This window comes from Sphingomonas piscis (assembly GCF_011300455.1).
Taxonomy (GTDB): domain Bacteria; phylum Pseudomonadota; class Alphaproteobacteria; order Sphingomonadales; family Sphingomonadaceae; genus Sphingomicrobium; species Sphingomicrobium piscis.
In genome coordinates, this window is sequence record NZ_CP049869.1 from 2,166,767 (window position 1) to 2,186,434 (window position 19,668).

The following is a 19,668-nucleotide window of genomic DNA, read 5'->3' on the forward strand; positions in this document are numbered from 1 at the left end:
TTTGTCGCTGCCTGGTTCGCCACCCATCGACTGGTCGTCACTGTCACTCTCCCAACTGTTTGAAGGGAGATACGGATGGTCTAGCCGGGCGGATGCAGCTGGGTGTCGTGCTGGGTCCGACGGCCTAGCGTAACCGATGCCAGGATCCCGATCAGGGCAACAAGGCTGATGATCAGCGTGGGCGCCTGCACCCAGCCACTTGCGTCGATGAGCGCGTTTGCCGCCAGTGGACCCAGCCCGCTCAGCAACGTGAAGCTGATGTTGAGAGACAGGGCCACGCCGCTGAACCGCACCCGGGCGGGGAAAAGGCTGGCGGTCAGGTAAGCAAAGCTGCCGTTCGCACCGGCCACTGCGAGCGTCAGCATGCTAAGCACGAGCGCAAGGTTTGCGCTTCCCGAAGCAAGCAAGTGATACGCCAAAGGCGCCCCGAACAGCAGCAGGATCGAAGACAGCAGTAGCAAGTGCCGAGGCGGCACCTTGTCGGCCAGCCAGGCTGCACCCAGCAGCGACAGCGACATGACCAGCAGCGCAACGTTCATTGCGACGGACACGGACTGGCGCTCATAGCCGAGCACCTGCGTGAGATATGCCGGCATGTGGGCGAACAGCAGACCGTTGAATCCCGCCGTCAGCGCAACAACGGCGCAACCGACAATGACCGCGCCGCCGTGTGAACGTAAGACGTCCCGAACGGGGTTGCGCGACGCCGCTTCGCGGAAACGGAGGAACTCCGGCGTTTCCTCCAGATTGCGCCGAAGCCAGAAGCTGACGAGTCCAAGCGCCCCGCCAAGGATCAAGGCAATCCGCCAACCGTAGCCGAGCATCGCGTCAGGCGTCAGAATCAGGCCGAGCACCAGATTGACGAAGGCAGCGAGCAGGACGCCGCCGTTGACCAGAGCGAAGACGATCCCACAGGCGAGGCCCGGCCGGCGCTCCATCGTCTCGAACACGAAAGTAATCGCGCCGGGCAGTTCCCCGCCGATGCAGAGGCCTTGGATGAAGCGAAGCAATACGAGAAGGAACGTCGCCGCGAGGCCCCAGGACGCGTAGCTCGGGATCAAGCCGATGCCGAGGGTCGAGAGCGACATGGTGAAGACGGTCACGACGAACACCGTCTTGCGTCCGTAGCGGTCACCGAAATGGCTCGACACCATGCCTCCAAGAGGGCGGGCGAGATAGCCGATCGCGAAAACCGCAAGCGCGAGTGTCAGCGCCATCGGCTCGGCGTTTGGGAAGAAGGCGGCCGTGATCGCCTGCGCGAAGATGCCGTAAACGATGAAGTCGTAATATTCGAGAGCGCCACCCAGCGCCGCCAGCACGACCATCCGTGCGGATCGGTCACTCTTCTCGCTGATGCGTGCAGGTGAGGCTGAAGTGTTCATGGAAGAGCGCCCGTGACGAAAGCTGCACTGTCACAGTGCGCACCGGTGAGATCAAGCTGCGGCGTGGGGTTCCATTTCGCGCGATACTGATTATATAGGGAAGTGCTGAACGTCGCCTGCGACGGATGATGGGCCGCTTAGGCCGCCCCCTTTATCCCTCTACTAGCTTCAAGACGCCGGGATGTGCCGCTGTTGGCGCATGCCCGTCATACGTGCGATAAAGGATACCCATCATGATCACCGGAACCGTAAAATTCTTCAACAACGACAAAGGCTATGGCTTCATTGCGCCGGAAGACGGCACGAGCGATGCCTTTGTTCACATCTCGGCCGTCGAGCGCGCCGGAATGTCCACGCTCGATAAGGACCAGCGCGTTTCTTACGAGCTTGAAACCGATCGCCGCGGCAAGACCTCTGCTGTGAACCTGCAGAGCGCGTAAATCGAAGATGGCGGATGCTTAGGTGTCCGCCATTTTTCTACCTGTCGTTCGGAGGCCCTCTCGCGAACGCTCCCCTGCCTCTCTGCCCTCTGTGCGTCGCGCAGACCGGATGAGCTGGTTCGTCACACGAGGTCGCCTATGTCCAGAGTAGCAATTGCGCCATTCCTGATCGCCAAGGATGAGGAAGGCAACTTCCGCATCACGACGCGCAGCACCCGCTTCAACACCTGGGGCTATCCAATCGTGACCTCCGTCATGCAGCCGGAGGCGTTCAAAAGCGCGATCGCAGCACGCAACCATGCCAAGCTGGAGCTTGGTGCGGAGGCCGGGCAGTTTGCTTCCAAGTAGCATTCCCGCAGCCCATTTGAATCATGAGCACGAGCTGTCTGCACAGCAGGTGCTTGAGGCTCAGCAAGCCTTGGATGTCGCAGCTTTCAACGGAATCTTGAGCCTCGCGATCATATTGCGGAAGCGCCATCTGCTCACGGATCTCGAAACCGGAAACCTGCACGAGATCATGAGCCGGCCGCTCTCGATGACAGGCAATGCGAGCAATCCTGTCGTCCAGGATGCTCAGCACAACCTCGATCAACTCTTCGCATTACTTGTGAAATAGACTGCACACCTTCTGCTCAGCGCGGCAGGACGGCACCGGCGTTTCGGCAATCTAAGCTAGACGCCTCCTCGGTGGGTGCTGCGCACGCTAAAGAACGGTACGAACCCCATTTCTTATTTCGAGCGACAAGCAATTGCCGCCGCAACTACGCTTCCAAGGACCTTACGTGGCTTCATTCAAAAATCCCTCCTTTCAAGACCGCCAAGCTGCCGCAGCAGATGCGAAGCAGAAGGCGCTTGACCAGCTGAAAGCGAAGACTCCGAAGGACGAGGAGGTGTTGGCTCAAGAACGTGCTGCCTGGACCGCCAAGCAGCAGAAGCTGGCGGAAGACCGTCAGGTCAAAGCCGAGCTGGCCGCCGCAGCAAAAGCGGAGAGGGCCGCTGCAAAGGAAGCAGCAAAAGCTGCTGAAGAGCTTAAGGCGGCTCGACTGAGGCCAGCGACGCCCGAGGAAATGAAGGCTGCTCGGGACGCCAGATACGCGGCTCGGAAGGCCCGGAAATAGAAGCCAAGGGCCGGGCTCAATTCCAAACATTGCAAACTTTGCCGCCGAAGCTTGCCCTTTAGACCGACACAATTGGCAGTTGCGCGCATTGAGGGGAAACCAGATGAACGTCCGGCAGGCCACCATCGCCGACCTCGAATGCCTGGCTCCGCTATTCGCCGGCTATCGGACCTTTTACGGTCAAACCCCTGATGTCGACCTGGCGCGCGAGTTTTTGCGCCAGCGGTTGAGTCGTGAACAATCCGTCATTTTCCTCGCGGCCTCAGCAGGGAAGAGTGTCGGGTTCGCACAGCTCTACCCAAGCTTTTCCTCGGGGAGCGCGGCTCGCATCTACATCTTGAACGATCTTTACGTGCAGCCCAAGGCGCGTGGTCGCGGCATCGGGCGAGCGCTTCTGGCCGCATCGGTTGAGTATGGTCGAGCAGCAGGCGCAGTCAGCCTGACGCTTTCGACCGCAAACGACAATGCGTTGGCACAAGCGCTTTACGAAAGCGCAGGCTGGCAGCCTGAAACAGTGTTTCGCACTTATAATTTACCGCTCGCGTGATTCCAGCCTGGACCCTTAGCTGCTGTGTGCAGGAGGTCCGCGATAGACCCCTTTTCGGGATCCTTCTCGTTCACCGCCCCGGGCACCTGAACCGAGCTATGAGCTGCATCGGCAGCTTACCCTCTTGTCGCGGTGGATCCAGCCGTCGCCGCCCCGCACATGTTGAACCGCAAAGGTTACCAGCAGACCGTCCGGTGCAGTCGCCTCCCGCTCTCCGCATCCGCGAATGTCCGTTTTCCACGCCCTGCGGACATCAAGAACAACGCGCAGCAAGTCTTGGGCGCGGTATTGCGTCCCACAGCGCAGCCGTTTTGAGGACGAAACCGCCTCCCTCGGCGGGGGAGAGGACAGCGAGAACAGCTCGGTCACTGCGTATCTGGGCATGAGACACTCCCGTCGCCGGAACCGATGCCCTTCGCTCATCGCCTCGCAAGATCTGCTTGATGTGCACCTTTAGCTGCCACCGACTTCGCCAATGCGAGGACGGAGCCGCATCTGAAAGACTTTCGGCGCTCAATGGCACTACTCGTCCCACCACCACGAGATCAGTGCATCGATAAGGTAGCTCGCTCGTGCGGGGAACGTCGCCGCTTGTTGTGGTGCAACCGGCAAAGCAGAGGGACGAAAGCAGGATAGGCCGGCCAACCATCAAGAGACGGTACCTCGGGCAATGACGGCTTTTCAACTTATGTGGACGTTGGATCGACCAGCCATGCCGCCGGCGTCTTACCAGCCCTAAAGAAGGAGCGCCCGCCAGTTTCCCGGCGGGCGCTCTCTAGTATTCCGATTAGGCGGTCACACGGGGCGACCGCCCGGTTCGAGAGCCCTTAGGCTTCCGATTCCTGAAGGTAATCACCGGCATCGGCATCGGTGCCGTGACCCGAGGGTGCCACTGCGCCCAAGGGATCGTCACCCGTGCCCGCATCGTCGCGGGCCGAGCGGGCGAGTTCCGCGGCGCGGAGCTCCTCCGCCGAGTCCGGAGCGACCAGCGCTTCGGCCATGCGGCGCTGGGCCGCACGAAGCGCCGTGTCGCGGCTGGTGGCCGCAACGCGCAGGCGGTTCATGCCGGCGCCGGTACCCGCCGGGATGAGGCGGCCGACGATGACATTCTCCTTGAGGCCGTTCAGCGTATCCACCTTGCCCTGCACCGAAGCCTCGGTGAGCACGCGGGTGGTTTCCTGGAACGAGGCGGCCGAGATGAAGCTGCGGGTCTGCAGCGACGCCTTGGTGATGCCGAGGAGGACTGGCTTGCCTTCCGCCGGCTTCTTGCCCTTGCCGAGCTTGGAGTTGAGGTCGTCCATCTCCTCGCGGTCGACCTGTTCGCCGGCCAGCAGGGTGGTGTCGCCACCGTCGGTGATCTCGACCTTCTGCAGCATCTGGCGAACGATCACCTCGATGTGCTTGTCGTTGATCTTCACGCCCTGCAGTCGGTAAACCTCCTGGATCTCGCTGACGAGATATTCGGCCAGTGCGACGACGCCCAGGACTTCCAGGATGTCGTGGGGATCGGGCGAACCGCCGACGAGATTGTCGCCGCGCTTCACATAATCGCCTTCCTGGACGTCGATGACCTTCGACTTCGGCACCAGATATTCGACTGCCTCCGAACCGTCGTCCGGAACGATCGCGATCTTGCGCTTGGCCTTATAGTCCTTACGGAACGAGACCTTGCCCGAGACCTTTGCGATGATCGCATTCTCCTTGGGCTTGCGGGCCTCGAACAGCTCGGCGACCCGCGGCAGACCGCCGGTGATGTCGCGCGTACGGGCGGCTTCCCGCGGCATACGGGCGAGCACTTCGCCGGCTTCGACCTGCTGGCCGTCCTCGACCGCGACGATCGCGCCAGGCGCCATCCGGTACACACCGGCGTCCGACGCATCCGACCCCGTCAGGGTCAGGCGCGGCGCAAGCGTGTCCTTCTTGGACTTGGCATTGTCGTCGGTAACCACGCGCTGCGCGATGCCGGTCGACTCATCCACCTGCTCCGTCATCGTGCGGTTCTCGATCAGGTCCTGATACTTCACCGTACCGGCCTTTTCGGTGATAACCGGGCTGAACGAGGGGTCCCATTCGGCAATACGGTCGCCACGGCTGACGATGTGGCCGCTGTCGCACAGCAGGTGCGCACCATAAGGCACGCGGTGCGTCGACAGCTCGCGCCCGTCCATGTCGAGGATCGCGATCTCGCCCGAACGCGACAGCGAGACATGCTGGCCGCGCGGGTTGGTGATCGTCGGCATGTCGCGGAACTCGATGGTGCCGTCGACCGGCGCCTCGAGGTTCGACTGCTCGTTGAGCTGCGCCGCGCCGCCGATGTGGAAGGTCCGCATCGTCAGCTGCGTGCCCGGCTCACCGATCGACTGGGCGGCAATGACGCCGACCGCTTCACCGATGTTGACCGGCGTACCGCGGGCGAGGTCACGTCCGTAGCACTTGCCGCAAACGCCCTGCTTGGCGGCGCAGACCAGCGGCGAACGGATCTTGACGCCCTGGACGCCAAGCTCCTCGATCCTCGCCACCATCGGCTCGTCGAGCAGCGTGCCTTCCTGGATGAAGACGTCGCCGGTCTTGGCGTCGACGATGTCCTCCGCCGTGGTACGGCCAAGGATACGCTCCGCAAGCGAGGCGATCACTGCACCGCCCTGAACGATCGCGCGCATTTCCAACGCCTGATCGGTCCCGCAATCCTCCTCGATGATCACGGCGTCTTGGCTCACGTCCACGAGACGGCGGGTCAGGTAACCCGAGTTTGCCGTCTTGAGCGCCGTGTCCGCGAGACCCTTACGGGCACCGTGGGTCGAGTTGAAATACTCAAGGACGGTCAGGCCTTCCTTGAAGTTCGAGATGATCGGCGTTTCGATGATCTCGCCCGACGGCTTGGCCATCAGGCCGCGCATACCCGCCAGCTGCTTGATCTGCGCCTGCGAACCACGGGCACCGGAGTGAGCCATCATGTAGATGGAGTTGACCGGCTTCTCGCGGCCATCGTCGCCCTTCGGAGTCGCCGAGATTTCCTTCATCATCTCGCCGGCAACGCGGTCACCGCAACGCGACCAGGCGTCGATCACCTTGTTGTACTTTTCCTGCTGGGTGATCAGGCCGTCCTGATACTGCTGCTCGTAATCCTTCACGAGTGCGCGGGTTTCCTCGACCAGAGGCTCCTTCGCAGCCGGGATGACCATGTCGTCCTTGCCGAACGAGATGCCGGCCTTGAACGCGTGGCGGAAGCCAAGCGCCATGATGGCGTCCGCGAACAGCACCGTCTCCTTCTGACCGGTGTGGCGATAGACGGTGTCGATGACGTCGCCGATCTCCTTCTTGGTCAGCAGGCGGTTGACCGTCTCGAACGGCACCTTGTGGCTCTTCGGCAGAGTCTCACCGAGCAGCATGCGGCCAGGCGTCGTCTCGAAGCGCTTCATATACTGCTTGCCGGCCTCGTCCGTCTGGGGGACGCGGCTGACGATCTTGGAGTGAAGCGTCACGGCACCGGCGGCAAGCGCCTGGTGCACTTCGGCCATGTCCGACAGCATCGAACCCTGGCCCGGCTCTCCGTCCTTCTCCATCGAAAGGTAATAGAGACCCAGAACCATGTCCTGCGACGGCACGATGATCGGCTTGCCGTTAGCGGGGCTGAGGATGTTGTTGGTGGACATCATCAGCACGCGCGCTTCCAGCTGCGCCTCAAGGCTCAACGGAACGTGGACGGCCATCTGGTCGCCGTCGAAGTCGGCGTTGAAGGCGGCGCAGACCAGCGGGTGAAGCTGGATCGCCTTGCCCTCGATCAGCACCGGCTCGAACGCCTGAATGCCCAAGCGGTGAAGCGTCGGGGCGCGGTTCAGAAGCACCGGATGCTCCCGGATCACCTCGTCGAGGATGTCCCAGACTTCCTTGCGCTCTTTCTCGACCCACTTCTTCGCCTGCTTCAGGGTCATGGAGAGACCCTTGGCGTCGAGACGCGAGTAGATGAACGGCTTGAACAGCTCCAAGGCCATCTTCTTCGGAAGGCCGCACTGGTGAAGCTTCAGCTCCGGACCGGTGACGATGACCGAACGGCCGGAATAGTCGACGCGCTTGCCGAGCAGGTTCTGGCGGAAGCGGCCCTGCTTGCCCTTCAGCATGTCGGACAGCGACTTCAGCGGACGCTTGTTGGCGCCCGTGATGGTGCGGCCGCGGCGACCGTTGTCGAACAGGGCGTCAACCGCTTCCTGAAGCATGCGCTTTTCGTTGCGGACGATGATGTCCGGCGCGCGCAGCTCCATCAGCCGCTTCAGGCGGTTGTTGCGGTTGATAACGCGGCGATAGAGGTCGTTGAGGTCCGACGTCGCGAAGCGGCCGCCGTCCAGCGGAACCAGCGGGCGAAGCTCCGGCGGGATGACCGGAACGACGTCCAGGATCATCCACTCCGGACGGTTGCCGGACTCCAGGAAGCTCTCGACGACCTTCAGGCGCTTGATGATCTTCTTGGGCTTCAGCTCCGACTTGGTGGTCGCAAGCTCTTCAAGAAGCTGGGTGCGCTCGCCTTCGAGGTCGAGGTCCATCAGCATGATCTTGACGGCTTCCGCGCCGATACCGGCCGAGAAGGCGTCCTCGCCATATTCGTCCTGAGCGGCGAGAAGCTCGTCCTCGGTGAGGAGCTGATACTTCTCAAGGGCGGTCAGGCCCGGCTCGATCACGACATAGCTCTCGAAGTAGAGCACGCGCTCCAGCTGCTTCAGCTGCATGTCGAGCAGCAGGCCGATGCGGCTCGGAAGCGACTTCAGGAACCAGATGTGGGCAACCGGAGCCGCCAGCTCGATGTGGCCCATGCGCTCGCGGCGGACCTTGGAGACGGTAACTTCGACACCGCACTTTTCGCAGACGATGCCCTTGTACTTCATCCGCTTATATTTGCCGCACAGGCACTCGTAGTCCTTGATCGGACCGAAAATGCGCGCGCAGAACAGGCCGTCACGCTCCGGCTTGAACGTGCGGTAGTTGATCGTCTCGGGCTTCTTGATCTCGCCGAAGGACCAGCTGCGGATCTTCTCGGGCGACGAGATGCCGATCTTGATCTGGTCGAACATCTCCGGCTTGGCCACCGGGTTCGCGAAATTGGTGAGTTCGTTCATGTCTTGCTCCTAGCTCCTCCCAACCGGGAGGAGCTGTATGGACGTATCTTGATTATTCGGCGGCGAGGGCGGTCGGCTCTTCCCCATCGTCGATGGAGTTGAGCTCGACGTTCAGGCCAAGGCTGCGCATTTCCTTCACGAGCACGTTGAAGCTCTCCGGAATGCCTGCCTCGAACGTGTCGTCGCCCTTGACGATCGCTTCGTAGACCTTGGTACGGCCGATCACGTCGTCCGACTTCACGGTCAGCATTTCCTGAAGCGTGTAGGCAGCGCCGTAAGCCTGCAGCGCCCACACCTCCATTTCGCCGAACCGCTGTCCGCCGAACTGCGCCTTACCACCCAGCGGCTGCTGGGTGACCAGGCTGTACGGGCCGATGGACCGGGCGTGGATCTTGTCGTCGACCAGGTGGTGAAGCTTCAGCATGTAGATGTAGCCCACCGTCACCTTGCGGTCGAACGGATCGCCGGTGCGGCCGTCGAACAGGGTGACCTGGCCCGACCGGTCGAGACCGGCGCGCTCCAGCATGTCGGCAACGTCCGGCTCACGGGCGCCGTCGAACACCGGGGTGCCCATCGGAATGCCGCCCGTCAGGTTGGACGCAAGCTCCATCACCGCACCATCGTCGCGGGCGTCGATGTCGCCGTGGTAGGCCTCGCCGTAGATCTCCTTGAGCTTGGTACGAACGCCGGTGACATCCTTGCCGACCAGTTCCTTCCCGCGCTCATGGATGCCGTCGAGCATCTCCTGGATCTGCTTGCCGAGACCGCGGGCGGCCCAGCCAAGATGGGTCTCGAAGATCTGACCGACGTTCATGCGGCTCGGCACGCCAAGCGGGTTCAGAACGATGTCGACCGGGGTTCCGTCCTCAAGGAACGGCATGTCCTCGTTCGGCAGGATGCGGCTGATGACGCCCTTGTTGCCGTGACGGCCGGCCATCTTGTCGCCCGGCTGAAGCTTGCGCTTCACGGCAACGAAGACCTTGACCATCTTCAGCACGCCCGGCGCCAGTTCGTCGCCCGCCTCGACCTTCTGAACGCGGTCCTCGAAGCGCTTGACGATGACGTTGACCGCCTCGTCATACTGCGCCTTCAAGGCCTCAAGGTCGGACTGACGGGCATCGTCCTTGACGGCGATCTTCCACCAGTCGTGACGCTCGGTCGCTTCCAGCGCCGCATCGTCGAGGGTCGCACCCTTCTTGATGGTCTTCGGCGCCGCGGTCGCGACCTGTCCGATCAGCATCTCACGAAGACGCGAGAAGGTGGCGCGGTTGAGGATGGCGCGTTCGTCGTCCGCGTCCTTCTTCAGCCGGTCCTTCTCCTCGGCCTGGATGGCGCGGGTACGGTCGTCGATGTCGATGCCGTGACGGTTGAAGACGCGCACGTCGACGATCGTTCCGGCAACGCCCGGGGCAGGCGGAGCGAGGTGTCGCGGACGTCGGATGCCTTTTCACCGAAGATGGCGCGGAGGAGCTTTTCTTCCGGCGTCATCGGGCTTTCGCCCTTTGGCGTGATCTTGCCGACCAGAATGTCGCCCGGCTCGACCTCGGCACCGATGTAGACGATGCCCGCCTCGTCGAGGTTGCGAAGCGCTTCCTCACCGACGTTCGGGATATCGCGGGTGATGTCTTCCGGCCCGAGCTTGGTGTCGCGGGCCATGACTTCGAACTCCTCGATGTGAATCGAGGTGAAGACGTCGTCCTTAACGATCCGCTCCGAGATCAGGATGGAGTCTTCGTAGTTGTAGCCATTCCACGGCATGAAGGCGACGAGCACGTTGCGGCCGAGCGCAAGCTCGCCGAACTGGGTCGAAGGACCGTCGGCGATGACGTCGCCAGCTTCCACCGCATCGCCCACCTTCACCAGCGGACGCTGGTTGATGCAGGTCGACTGGTTGGAGCGCTGGAACTTCATCAGCGTGTAGATGTCGACGCCGGACTCGCCCGGACGAAGATCACCGGTGGCGCGCACCACGATGCGGCTGGCGTCGACCTGGTCGACGATGCCCGACCGCTTGGCGGCAATTGCCGCGCCCGAGTCACGCGCAACCGTTTCTTCCATGCCGGTGCCGACCAACGGCGCATCCGCCTGCAGGAGGGGAACGGCCTGGCGCTGCATATTCGAACCCATCAGCGCGCGGTTCGCGTCGTCATTCTCCAGGAAAGGAATGAGGGAGGCGGCAACCGACACCAGCTGCTTGGGGCTGACGTCCATCAGCGTGATCTGCTCGCGCGGCGCGATCAGGAAGTCGCCGGCGCGGCGGGCCGAGACCAGATCTTCCGAGAAGGTGCGGTCGTCGTTCAGCTCAGCGTTCGCCTGCGCGATCGTGTGCTTGGCCTCCTCCATCGCGGACAGATAGACGACCTCGTCGGTGACCTTGTTGTCGACCACGCGGCGGTAGGGCGTCTCGATGAAGCCATACTTGTTGACCCGGCTGAAGCTGGCGAGCGAGTTGATGAGGCCGATGTTCGGGCCTTCCGGAGTCTCGATCGGGCAGATGCGGCCATAGTGGGTCGGGTGAACGTCGCGAACCTCAAAGCCCGCGCGCTCACGGGTCAAACCACCCGGCCCGAGCGCCGAGACGCGGCGCTTGTGGGTGACTTCGGACAGCGGGTTGGTCTGGTCCATGAACTGCGACAGCTGCGACGAGCCGAAGAATTCGCGCACCGCGGCCACCGCCGGCTTGGCGTTGATGAGGTCGTTCGGCATGACCGTCGACACGTCGACGCTGCTCATCCGCTCCTTGACCGCACGCTCCATGCGCAGGAGGCCGACGCGATACTGGTTCTCAAGCAATTCGCCGACCGAGCGGACACGGCGGTTCGCAAGGTTGTCGATGTCGTCGATGTCGCCCTTGCCGTCCTTGAGGTTCACCAGTTCCTGGACAACCGCGATGATGTCCTCGCGGCGCAGGGTGGTGACCGTGTCCTCGGCGTCGAGGCCAAGGCGCATGTTGAGCTTCACGCGGCCGACGGCTGACAGGTCGTAGCGTTCCGGATCGAAGAACAGGCCGTAGAACAATGCGTCCGCGGTCTCGCGCGTCGGCGGCTCGCCGGGGCGCATGACGCGGTAAATGTCGGCCAGCGCCTGGTCGCCGTCCTCGGCCTTGTCGGCCTTCAGCGTGTTGCGGATCCAGGGACCAGTGTTGACGAAGTCGATGTCCAGCAGCTCGAGCGTGCCGACGCCGGCCTTGTCCAGCTTCTCTAGATTCTCGGCGGTGACCTCGTCACCCGCCTCGATGTAAATCTCACCCGTGCTCTCGTTGATGAGGTCGTAAGCCGAATAGCGGCCGAAGATTTCCTCGGTCGGGATGATGAGATTGGCGAGACCGTCCTTGCCGGCCTGATTGGCACGACGCGGGGTGATCTTCTCGCCCGACTTGAACACCACCTCGCCGGTATCGGCATTGGCGACGTCGTACATCGGCTTTTGACCGCGCCATTGCTCGGCGACATAGGGGATCTGCCAGCCGTTGGCACCGCGCACATAGGTCACGCGGCCGTAGAACTGGTTCAGGATTTCCTCGCTGGTGAGGCCCAGCGCATGGAGGAGGGCGGTGACCGGCAGCTTGCGCTTGCGGTCGATGCGGACGTTGACGATGTCCTTGGCGTCGAACTCGAAGTCGAGCCACGAACCGCGATACGGGATCACGCGGGCGGCGAAGAGATACTTGCCCGACGCATGGGTCTTGCCGCGGTCATGGTCGAACAGAACGCCCGGCGAGCGGTGCATCTGGCTGACGATCACGCGCTCGGTGCCGTTGACGATGAAGGTGCCGTTCTGCGTCATGAGCGGCATGTCGCCCATGTAGACGTCCTGCTCCTTGATATCGATGACCGAGCGGGCTTCCGTCTCGGGGTCAATCTCGAAGCTGGTGAGGCGCAGCGTGACGCGCATCGGCGCGGCATAGGTCAGCCCGCGCTGACGGCACTCGTCCGTGTCGAACTTGGGATCTTCCAGCTCATAGCGGTCGAAGTCGAGGTGCGCGGTGCCGGCGAAATCCTGGATCGGGAACACCGAGCGAAGCGTCTTCTCGAGACCGGAGACATAGCCGGTCGAGGGATCGGAACGCAGGAACTGCTCGTAGCTTTCGCGCTGAACCTCGATGAGGTTCGGCATCTCGCTGATCTCGTGGATGTTACCGAAGATCTTGCGGATGCGCCGCGAGGTCTTGGAACGGCCGAGTGTCGTGGCCGGTGCGTCGATCGCTTTGGTCGCCATGATATTCCCTGCGCTGCTGACCGCCGGACAGGTCCGGCGTCAGGTGAGTCCCGGCGGTACCGGGAATGATGTGGGGCGCTTGGTCCCGTTCCTCCTTCCCAATGCGTGGAGCCCGTGCGCTGGTTCGGGCCCTGTCCCGGGAAGGACGGGAAAAGCCCCGGGCGCACCAATGGGTGCGGCGGAGCCGTTTATGTGTGGATGGGTCCCATATAGCGAAATCGTGACGGATGAAAAGGGGTGGGGCGCATTCTTGCGGCAACAAATGCCGCCCGCGCCGGTTGATGACCCTCCAGCGCTTCAGGAGGACCAATGACCCGCGCTTTCCCTATCGCAGCCCTGCTCCTGCTCGCCGCCTGCGGCAAGTCCAACGAAGATCAACTAAAGGAAGCAGCCAACCAGTCCGATCCCGCGGCCGCCGCCGTCCTTGAAAATTCGGCGGAGAACGGCGCCGACCCGCAGCAGGCGCTCGAACAGGCGGGCAATGCTCAGCTTGCAGGCAACGATGTTGCGGTGGACTCAACCGTCCAGGCGCGCCCCAACCTTCCCGGCAGCCCCAACCGCAAGGACGGCACGCAGCCGCCCGACAAGGTGAATGTAAACGGTCAATAAGTGAAAGAGGGGCTGCGGGCGCGCCGCAGCCCCTCCAGTGCTTAGTAGGTAGTGGCAGTTTCGCGCGTGCGGCTCGAGCTGTGACCACCGGCGCGATAGATAATGTCCCGCGCCGTCTCGGCACCAACGCCGGCGCGGTCCGTATCAACGGACACGAAGATGCCGCCGCGGTTGATATGCTCTTCGTAATAGCTCGCGTCCTCGTCGCTGACTCCGTGATCCGTCAGCAAACTGCCGACGCCGCCGGCAGCCGCACCAATCGCGGTTCCGGTCAGCGCTGCACCCGGGATTGCGGATGAGGCAATGGCGCCTGCCGCGGCCAGCGGCCCAACGCCGGGAATTGCGAGCGCTGCAACGCCGAGCAATGCGCCGACGCCCGCGCCGGCTGCCGTCTTGCTGATGAAGCTTCCAGTCTTTTCGCCGGCGCTATCATCCTCACCGTCACCGACATGCTCGGACGATTCCTCGCCCTGCTGTCCAACCACGGAAATGGCGCTCTCGTCGACGCCGGCGGAGCGAAGTTCCTCAATGGCGCGCTGCGCTTCGTCGCGGCTGTCGAACACGGCGGATGCGATACGGTCGCTCATGCAATTACTCCTGTATGATGAGGGAAGTGGTCCCGCATGCTCAACAGGGGGGAAGGTCCGCTGTTCCTCGCTTCGCCGTTTCGACCAACCGTTGATCGATTGCTCAGTTGCCGCCGAACAGGCGCTGCCGCTCCCGCTCCGCCTCGAGCCCGGTGACCGTCGTGGCGCGAGGCTGACTGACGATGGCGCCGGCAGGCACATCGTCGAGTACCCAGGAGTTGCCACCGATGATCGCCCGAGCGCCAATGGTCACCCGCCCGAGGATGGTGGCGCCGGCGTAGATCACCACATCGTCCTCCACCACCGGGTGGCGAGCATAATGGGTGAGCGGGCGGCGGGCGGAGAGTCCATGCGGCGCCCGAGCGCCCAGCGTAACCTGCTGGTAAAGCCGCACTCGCGCGCCGATCACGCAGGTTTCGCCAATCACGACTCCGGTGCCGTGATCGATGAAGAAGCTCGGCCCGACAGTGGCGCCAGGGTGGATGTCGACTCCGGTCCGGGCATGGGCATCTTCGGAGATCATTCGGGCGACGATCGGTGCGCCGAGCTTGTGCAGCTCGTGCGCCAGCCGGTGGTAGAGGATGGCGTGGGCGCCCGGATAGCTGACGAGGATTTCCTCGATGGTGCGCACCGACGGATCGCCGAGGAAGGCGGCGTCAATGTCGCTGTCGACCAGCTCCCGCACCCGCGGCAGCGTCTCGCAGAAGAATCGGGCAAGTTCCTCGGCCCTGCCAGGCTCGAACGATGCGGTCGCCTGCGCCTCCCAATAACGGGTCTCCGACGCAATCTCTCCGGTCAGGAAGGACAGACCGGCTTCAAGTTCCCGAAACACGAAAGCGTCTTCATCGGCGATGCTGTCGTGAAGCCCGCCGAGCCGACGCGGGAACAGCGCACGGACCACATGTTCGATCGCAATCCGGACATTGTCGCGCCGGGGAAAGGCGACCCGCGATTCCGGGCGCACGGCCCGGCGATTCGCATCGCGCAGGGAGCGGAGCGCCTCGGCGGTGCCATAGATGCTGTTCTCCAGCGCGCGTGCACCAGACGAGGCGTTACCGTACTCGTCGAACTCGCCAATGTCGATCTGCGTAGCCATGCACCGGCGATACGCTGGACAAGCTACAATGTCTAGTCCGTAACTAGGGTACTATTCCTGGCATGCGTCCATAAGGGACAATGCATCGCCGGTTGCCGCTGAAGAGGCGGTATTGTCGAAAATACACCAGGCCTCCGGCGCTTCTTCGGCCCTGATCGAGCGGGCGATATCACCGAGCCGATCAGCATAGCTCGACCGGTAGATGACCGGCGAGCCGTGAAGCCGCCAGTACGCCAGTTCGCGCCATCCGCCCGGCCGGGACGCGGTTTCGCAAATCGCCGGATCGGCGGCCACTCGGGCGACGCGCTCCTCGGCCAATAGTGCCTCCGCATCGGCTTCGAACCAGCTCGGGTGCCGCGGCTCGCAGACCAGGGCCGCGGCGGTGCGGCTCCGCAGCAGCTTGAAGAATGGTGCTGCGATCGCCGCATCGAACGCCAGCTTGGGTGGTAGTTGCACCAGGAGTACCGCGAGTTTCGACCCAAGCGCCTCGGCCTGCGGCAGGAAGTCGGTAAGCAGGTCGGCGCAGTTTACCAGTTTTGCCTGATGGGTGATCGTCTTCGGGATCTTCACGGAAAACCGGAAGTCATCGGGAACGCTGTCCCGCCATCGCTCCCATGTCGACAGCCGATGGGGCCGGTGAAAGCTGCTGTTGATCTCGGTGACCGGGAAGCGGGCCGCATATCGCTCAAGGGCGGTGCCTTCGCTTGCGAAATGCTCCGCGCTTACGGCTGGAATGCTCCAACCCGCTGTGCCGATGTTGACCTTCACGAAGCGTGAAACGCCGTTGCTTCCCGACAGTGCCCACGCGCAAAACCTGTCTGCGGAGCCAGTTGATGAATCGGCAGTTCGTCCCGTTCTGGGGAACGATGCCTCACAACAAGAGTTCGCCGGTATAACAAAAGTGACAACTGCCGACTGGGATCATGGACGCCGCAAATATCCTGATTGTTGAAGACGAAATGCTCGTCGCGATGGAGCTGGAAGCCATATTGGAGGGGCTCGGCTACCGTCCCGTCGGCATTGCGCCCGACCTTCAGTCCGCGGTTGAACTGGCCGAAGAGCCGCTCGACCTTGCCCTTGTCGACCTCAACTTGCGCGATGGCCTGACGGGGCCGGAAATCGGCAAGTCGCTGTGCGCAAAAGGGGTGAGCGTGTTGTTCATAACCGCCAATCCGCGAATCCTGGGCGACGGTATTGCCGGGGCGGTGGGCGTGCTGACCAAGCCGACGGACGAAGCCACGGTGCGCAGTGCCGTCGATTATGCGCTGCGCGTCCGCGCCGGCGATCGTGCCGTGACGCCGCCGCCCTCGCTTCGGTTGTTCGCTTAACCCTGTCTCACTCTAGCGGTGGAGATGTTCGGGCTTCACCGTCAGTACGGCATCGAGGCCCTGCGCATTCCACTCACGGTCCAGGCGCCCGCCCATTTGGTGGACGCTGAGGTCAACCAGCCGCGATCCGAACCCGTGACGCTGCGGCGGACCCGAAATCGGCGGGCCACCGCGCTCGGCCCAGCGGATCACCAGCTCGCCGTCAGCCAGGGCGATCGCCACCCGGACCCGGCCGTTGTCGGTGGATAGCGCGCCATATTTCGCGGAGTTGGTTGCAAGCTCGTGCATGATCAGCGCCATCGGGGTCGCACCGCGATCATCGATCTGCACCTCGTCACCGTCGACGGTGATGGCCTGCTCACCGTTGCGGAGATAAGGCTTGAAGATCTCGATCATCAGCCCCTGAAGCGATGACTCGCCGACCAACGTTCGCGATATCTCGCTGTGCGGTCGTGCATATTCATGGGCGCGGCCGAGCGCGGCAATCCTTTCGCGAAGCTCGCTGGCGAAGCTGCCGGCTTCGGGATGGTTGCGCGAAGACAGGCCGATCAGGCCGCCGATGACGGCGAAAATATTCTTGATGCGGTGGCTGAGCTCGCGGCTGAGGACCTCATTTTCCTCGGCTTGGCGCTTGCCTTCATCGATGTCGGTGCAGGTGCCGATCCAGCGGACGATCTCGCCGGCATCGTTCCGCAGCGCCGCTGCCCGCCCAAGCACCCAGCGATACTCACCGCTTCGGTGGCGAAGGCGATATTCAATCTCGTAAGGCTCACCGGTCGACATACTGTGCCGCCACCGCTCCCAGGCGAGCGGTTGGTCGTCGGGGTGGAACATGTTGTTCCAGCCTTCGCCGTCCGTCGAACTGTCCGCCACGCCGGTGAACTCATACCATTGCCGGTTGTAATAATCGTGGAAGCCGTCGGGCAGGGTCGACCAGACGATCTGCGGCATCGCATCCGCGATCATGGTGAATTGAAAGTCCAATTCGCGCAGGGCGTTTGGCCGGGCGAGCAGGTCGGATAATCGTTTTTCGGTCAACAGCTTGCCTTGCGCGGATCCGACCCGCACTTGGCACCCCTCAAGCCAGGACGCAAATGTTGGCTAACCCACCTCTAACGGGGAAGCGTCGAGACGCTGGTGCCTTCCTGCTCGATCATGGCAGCGACTTGCGGTGCGACCCTGTCCGCCATGCGGGCGATACCGGCAGCATTCGGGTGGATGCCGTCGGGGAGGAGCATGGCCCGGTCCGTGCTGACTCCAGCGAGGAAGGAAGGCTCAAAGGCGACATCGTGAAGCCGGGCAAGGTCGGCGAAGACCACTTCGAAGCGCGTGAAATAGGGATGCTGAAAGCCTTGAGGCGCGGTGATCCCGGTCAGCATGACGGGAATTCCCCGGCGCTTCAGTTCGATGATCATCGTCTCCAGATTGCGCCGGGTGACCGCCGGATCGAACAGCTGGAACACGTCGTTCGCGCCGAGGCCGAGAAGGACGAGGTCCGGCGTGCGCTTCAGTCGGGCGAGGGTCGGGCCCAGGCGGCGGAGCCCTCCTGACGTGGTCTCACCCGATACGCCGGCGTTGATCACCTCGGCGGTCAAGCCACGGGCGGCAAGCGCCTGCTGAAGCGCGGCAGGGAAGCTTCGCGCCGCCGGCACGCCGTAACCTGCATAAAGGCTGTCGCCGAATGCAAGCACCAGCGGCGGCTGCCGAGGAGCGGCAATCTCGCTCGCGGCCGTTGGGCCGTTACCCATGGCGGCCGTCGCGCCGCTATCCTGCTGCGAACAGGAAAGTGCGAGAGGGGCGATCAGCGGCGTGAAATAATGTTTTCCGTCAGTCACTTACGGAATGTGGTGAGTGCCGGCCGAAAGTGAAGACATTCTGCCGTATCGAAGTGACCACCGGGCCGTGCGCCCGTTATCAGTCGCCGGGACGGGCGTCCGGCCTTCTCAACCTGCCGGCGGCGACCTAAGCAGCCTTGCATGAACCAAGCTGACGTTCACCAGGGATCATGCCACTGCGGCGCGGTCCGGTTCGTGGTGGCGTGGACCATCGACGAACTCACCACCTGCGACTGCTCGCTGTGCGTGGCCCGGAACGCGCTGATGGCCAAGGTTCCGGAAGCGTCGCTGACGCTCACTCAAGGTGAGGATCTGCTCACCGAGTATCGCTGGAACACCAAGGTGGCGCGGCACTATTTCTGCAGCCGCTGCGGCATTTACGTCTTCCACCGCAAGCGCGCCGCGCCCGACCATTTCGGAGTCAACATCTTCACCCTTGCCGGCTTCGACCCGGTCAGCGTTCCCCGCCGCGCCACAGAAGGCGAAAACATGACCGTCGAAGACCCGGACGCGCGACCCGAATGGCCGGGACCGCGTACCTCCTCGGGTCAAGCCCGGCCATGACCATCAAGCTCATCTGCCTCGATGCCGACGACACGCTTTGGCACAATATGAGGCACTTCAACGCGGCTGAGGAAAGCCTGTTCACCATGCTTCGGCCGTTCGCTGAAGCGGACATTGCCCGGGATCGGCTGGCGCGCTGCGAGGAGCGGAACCTCAAACTCTACGGCTATGGTGCCAAAGGTTTCACCTTGTCGATGATCGAGACTGCGCTGGAGGTCGGCGGCGACCGGCTTCCCCCGCAGCTGATCAGGGACATCCTCCACGCTGGAAGGCAATTGCTGGCGCATCCGGTGGAACTGCTCGGCGACATCCAGCAGACGCTGGAGTCGCTTGCGCAGCGCGGTCGGCTGGCGCTCGTCACCAAAGGCGACCTGCTTCACCAGGAAAGCAAGCTGGCAGCCTCGGGGCTCGGCGATCTCTTCGCTACCATCGAGATCGTCAGCGACAAGAAGGCGGCAACGTTCGAGCGACTGTTCGAGCGGCAGGGCGTTCGACCCGAAGAGGCGGTGATGGCTGGTGACTCTCTCCGCTCCGACGTGCTGCCCGCACTGGAGGCAGGCGCGTGGGCGGCGTTCGTACCCCACGACCTGCAATGGAGCCATGAGCATGCGGAGGAGCCGGTGGGGCACCGGCGTTACAAGCGGCTGGGCTCCTTGGCGGATCTGCCGGCCTGGATCGATGAGATCGGGCTAGCGGCTTAACTTCGGAGCGTTCGCAACGGGGTCAAAGCGGCCTCACTCAGCAATGCACACCGCGCCTGGCGCTGTTGTGATCACGTTAAGGACGTTGCGCACCCGATATGGGTCTGACATCTGTTGTATCCTGTACACCGGGGG

Annotated in this window: 18 protein-coding genes; 9 read left to right on the top strand and 9 right to left on the bottom strand. The window is 63.1% G+C overall.

Translation table 11 applies throughout. From position 1 onward, the window contains the following. Positions 1 to 80: 80 nt before the first annotated feature. The gene (locus G7077_RS11005; protein ID WP_166411743.1) at positions 81 to 1,382 is read right to left on the bottom strand and encodes an MFS transporter; all 1,302 of its coding nucleotides are present in this window, start codon (positions 1,380 to 1,382) and stop codon (positions 81 to 83) included. 233 nt (positions 1,383 to 1,615) lie between these two features. On the opposite strand from G7077_RS11005, the gene G7077_RS11010 reads away from it, so the two are divergent. From G7077_RS11010 to G7077_RS11030, 5 genes are all read left to right on the top strand, one after another. Beyond that, entirely contained in the window at positions 1,616 to 1,822 is a 207-nt protein-coding gene (locus tag G7077_RS11010; RefSeq protein WP_166411744.1) for a cold-shock protein, read from the top strand. Positions 1,823 to 1,960: 138 nt separating this feature from the next. Then, positions 1,961 to 2,170, top strand: coding sequence for a hypothetical protein (locus G7077_RS11015; RefSeq protein ID WP_166411745.1), 210 nt, complete (start codon positions 1,961 to 1,963; stop codon positions 2,168 to 2,170). Then, positions 2,157 to 2,438, top strand: a complete 282-nt coding sequence (locus tag G7077_RS11020) for a hypothetical protein (RefSeq protein ID WP_166411746.1) — start codon at positions 2,157 to 2,159, stop codon at positions 2,436 to 2,438. Before G7077_RS11015 ends, G7077_RS11020 begins: the two co-directional genes overlap by 14 nt. Before the next feature lie 166 nt (positions 2,439 to 2,604). Continuing rightward, entirely contained in the window at positions 2,605 to 2,940 is a 336-nt protein-coding gene (locus tag G7077_RS11025) for a DUF6481 family protein (RefSeq protein WP_166411747.1), read from the top strand. A 103-nt stretch (positions 2,941 to 3,043) separates the two neighbouring features. Beyond that, on the top strand, positions 3,044 to 3,487 hold the full coding sequence (locus G7077_RS11030; RefSeq protein WP_166411748.1) for a GNAT family N-acetyltransferase: 444 nt from the start codon (positions 3,044 to 3,046) through the stop codon (positions 3,485 to 3,487). A gap of 827 nt (positions 3,488 to 4,314) precedes the next feature. Here G7077_RS11030 and rpoC read toward each other — a convergent pair. The 3 genes from rpoC to rpoB all read right to left on the bottom strand — a co-directional run bounded on the left by rpoC (position 4,315) and on the right by rpoB (position 12,813). Continuing rightward, positions 4,315 to 8,595 (bottom strand): DNA-directed RNA polymerase subunit beta', encoded by a 4,281-nt coding sequence (gene rpoC, locus G7077_RS11035; RefSeq protein WP_166411749.1) that lies wholly within the window; start codon positions 8,593 to 8,595, stop codon positions 4,315 to 4,317. Between the two features lie 52 nt (positions 8,596 to 8,647). Then, positions 8,648 to 9,835 (bottom strand): DNA-directed RNA polymerase subunit beta, encoded by a 1,188-nt coding sequence (locus tag G7077_RS14575; protein ID WP_425505323.1) that lies wholly within the window; start codon positions 9,833 to 9,835, stop codon positions 8,648 to 8,650. Positions 9,836 to 9,897: 62 nt separating this feature from the next. Then, a complete protein-coding gene (rpoB, locus tag G7077_RS11040) occupies positions 9,898 to 12,813 on the bottom strand; it encodes a DNA-directed RNA polymerase subunit beta (protein WP_425505279.1) in 2,916 nt (971 codons plus the stop codon). Between the two features lie 309 nt (positions 12,814 to 13,122). Here rpoB and G7077_RS11045 point away from each other — a divergent pair, with 309 nt between their 5' ends. Next, entirely contained in the window at positions 13,123 to 13,422 is a 300-nt protein-coding gene (locus tag G7077_RS11045; RefSeq protein WP_166411750.1) for a hypothetical protein, read from the top strand. A gap of 41 nt (positions 13,423 to 13,463) precedes the next feature. Here the strand turns inward: G7077_RS11045 and G7077_RS11050 are convergent, their stop codons facing one another. The 3 genes from G7077_RS11050 to G7077_RS11060 form a co-directional block, all read right to left on the bottom strand. Then, positions 13,464 to 14,009 carry a general stress protein gene (locus G7077_RS11050; RefSeq protein ID WP_166411751.1) on the bottom strand — a complete coding sequence of 182 codons (546 nt, stop codon included), beginning with the start codon at positions 14,007 to 14,009 and terminating at the stop codon, positions 13,464 to 13,466. A 103-nt stretch (positions 14,010 to 14,112) separates the two neighbouring features. Then, positions 14,113 to 15,105 (bottom strand): serine O-acetyltransferase EpsC, encoded by a 993-nt coding sequence (epsC, locus tag G7077_RS11055; protein WP_166411752.1) that lies wholly within the window; start codon positions 15,103 to 15,105, stop codon positions 14,113 to 14,115. A gap of 51 nt (positions 15,106 to 15,156) precedes the next feature. Next, complete coding sequence (locus G7077_RS11060; RefSeq protein ID WP_166411753.1) at positions 15,157 to 15,873, bottom strand: DUF72 domain-containing protein; 717 nt, start codon at positions 15,871 to 15,873, stop codon at positions 15,157 to 15,159. A gap of 155 nt (positions 15,874 to 16,028) precedes the next feature. Here G7077_RS11060 and G7077_RS11065 point away from each other — a divergent pair, with 155 nt between their 5' ends. After that, positions 16,029 to 16,433, top strand: coding sequence for a response regulator (locus G7077_RS11065; protein WP_166411754.1), 405 nt, complete (start codon positions 16,029 to 16,031; stop codon positions 16,431 to 16,433). A 12-nt stretch (positions 16,434 to 16,445) separates the two neighbouring features. Here G7077_RS11065 and G7077_RS11070 read toward each other — a convergent pair whose 3' ends face one another. Together G7077_RS11070 and G7077_RS11075 are read right to left on the bottom strand one after the other, a co-directional pair. Then, the gene (locus tag G7077_RS11070) at positions 16,446 to 17,471 is read right to left on the bottom strand and encodes a sensor histidine kinase (protein WP_246167155.1); all 1,026 of its coding nucleotides are present in this window, start codon (positions 17,469 to 17,471) and stop codon (positions 16,446 to 16,448) included. Positions 17,472 to 17,545: 74 nt separating this feature from the next. Then, complete coding sequence (locus G7077_RS11075; protein WP_246167156.1) at positions 17,546 to 18,268, bottom strand: arylesterase; 723 nt, start codon at positions 18,266 to 18,268, stop codon at positions 17,546 to 17,548. Between the two features lie 141 nt (positions 18,269 to 18,409). On the opposite strand from G7077_RS11075, the gene G7077_RS11080 reads away from it, so the two are divergent. Further along, the gene (locus G7077_RS11080) at positions 18,410 to 18,832 is read left to right on the top strand and encodes a GFA family protein (protein WP_166411755.1); all 423 of its coding nucleotides are present in this window, start codon (positions 18,410 to 18,412) and stop codon (positions 18,830 to 18,832) included. Further along, positions 18,829 to 19,533, top strand: coding sequence for an HAD family hydrolase (locus G7077_RS11085; RefSeq protein ID WP_166411756.1), 705 nt, complete (start codon positions 18,829 to 18,831; stop codon positions 19,531 to 19,533). Before G7077_RS11080 ends, G7077_RS11085 begins: the two co-directional genes overlap by 4 nt. Positions 19,534 to 19,668: the final 135 nt, after the last annotated feature.

Bases quoted from the DNA above. Each gene is read 5' to 3' on its own strand.
- G7077_RS11010 (WP_166411744.1), top strand. From the start codon at position 1,616: ATGATCACCGGAACCGTAAAATTCTTCAACAACGACAAAGGCTATGGC.
- G7077_RS11030 (WP_166411748.1), top strand. From the start codon at position 3,044: ATGAACGTCCGGCAGGCCACCATCGCCGACCTCGAATGCCTGGCTCCG.
- G7077_RS11050 (WP_166411751.1), bottom strand. From the start codon at position 14,009: ATGAGCGACCGTATCGCATCCGCCGTGTTCGACAGCCGCGACGAAGCG.
- G7077_RS11045 (WP_166411750.1), top strand. From the start codon at position 13,123: ATGACCCGCGCTTTCCCTATCGCAGCCCTGCTCCTGCTCGCCGCCTGC.
- G7077_RS14575 (WP_425505323.1), bottom strand. From the start codon at position 9,835: ATGCTGATCGGACAGGTCGCGACCGCGGCGCCGAAGACCATCAAGAAG.
- G7077_RS11005 (WP_166411743.1), bottom strand. From the start codon at position 1,382: ATGAACACTTCAGCCTCACCTGCACGCATCAGCGAGAAGAGTGACCGA.
- rpoC (WP_166411749.1), bottom strand. From the start codon at position 8,595: ATGAACGAACTCACCAATTTCGCGAACCCGGTGGCCAAGCCGGAGATG.
- rpoB (WP_425505279.1), bottom strand. From the start codon at position 12,813: ATGGCGACCAAAGCGATCGACGCACCGGCCACGACACTCGGCCGTTCC.
- epsC (WP_166411752.1), bottom strand. From the start codon at position 15,105: ATGGCTACGCAGATCGACATTGGCGAGTTCGACGAGTACGGTAACGCC.
- G7077_RS11065 (WP_166411754.1), top strand. From the start codon at position 16,029: ATGGACGCCGCAAATATCCTGATTGTTGAAGACGAAATGCTCGTCGCG.
- G7077_RS11080 (WP_166411755.1), top strand. From the start codon at position 18,410: ATGAACCAAGCTGACGTTCACCAGGGATCATGCCACTGCGGCGCGGTC.
- G7077_RS11085 (WP_166411756.1), top strand. From the start codon at position 18,829: ATGACCATCAAGCTCATCTGCCTCGATGCCGACGACACGCTTTGGCAC.
- G7077_RS11015 (WP_166411745.1), top strand. From the start codon at position 1,961: ATGTCCAGAGTAGCAATTGCGCCATTCCTGATCGCCAAGGATGAGGAA.